The following is a 514-nucleotide window of genomic DNA, read 5'->3' on the forward strand; positions in this document are numbered from 1 at the left end:
AGGAGCTATCTAGGGTAAAACTAGTAACTAGGGCTAAGTCGTAACAAGGTAGCCGTACCGGAAGGTGCGGCTGGAATACCTCCTTTTAAGAGTACATGGATAAGTAGCTGTGTTGTGCATCAGCTTCTCCAAACTCTGCTCGCTACCCAGTGCAAAGTATTAACTGCAGATCCGGAACAGTCCGGATTAAATTTGAAATTTTCAAGATATAAGCCCGTCGGGGGCGGTGACAGACGTTGGTTTGTCTACGGTTCGACTCCGTGTATATCTACTTTGATAGGATGCTATCGCTGTCGGTTTGAAAAAGCTGATTCAAACGGATAAGTAGCGTCATTAACTATCGAAAAAGTTCATTGACAATGTGGGAAGCGTAAGGATATTAATTTGAAAGGTATTTGTACCGGACGGATTAATATCAATAAACAAGAGTAAAGAGCGTTTGAAGATACGTCTAATATAGGCAAAGTTACGTTCTGCTTCGGCAGAACAAAGATTAGGAAGCAAATAAGGGCGT

1 protein-coding gene and 1 rRNA gene are annotated in these 514 nt (G+C 42.2%); one reads left to right on the top strand and one right to left on the bottom strand.

The window, feature by feature from the left end; translation table 11 throughout:
- Nucleotides 1-86: ribosomal RNA gene (locus CRP01_RS41780) — 16S ribosomal RNA — on the top strand; the annotation flags it as partial.
- Between the two features lie 247 nt (nt 87-333).
- On the opposite strand, the gene CRP01_RS42935 is transcribed toward CRP01_RS41780, so the two are convergent.
- A partial coding sequence (locus CRP01_RS42935; RefSeq protein ID WP_222845970.1) for a hypothetical protein occupies nt 334-514 on the bottom strand: 181 nt, incomplete at its 5' end.

This window comes from Flavilitoribacter nigricans DSM 23189 = NBRC 102662, assembly GCF_002646595.1.
GTDB classification, from domain to species: Bacteria; Bacteroidota; Bacteroidia; order Chitinophagales; family Saprospiraceae; genus Flavilitoribacter; species Flavilitoribacter nigricans.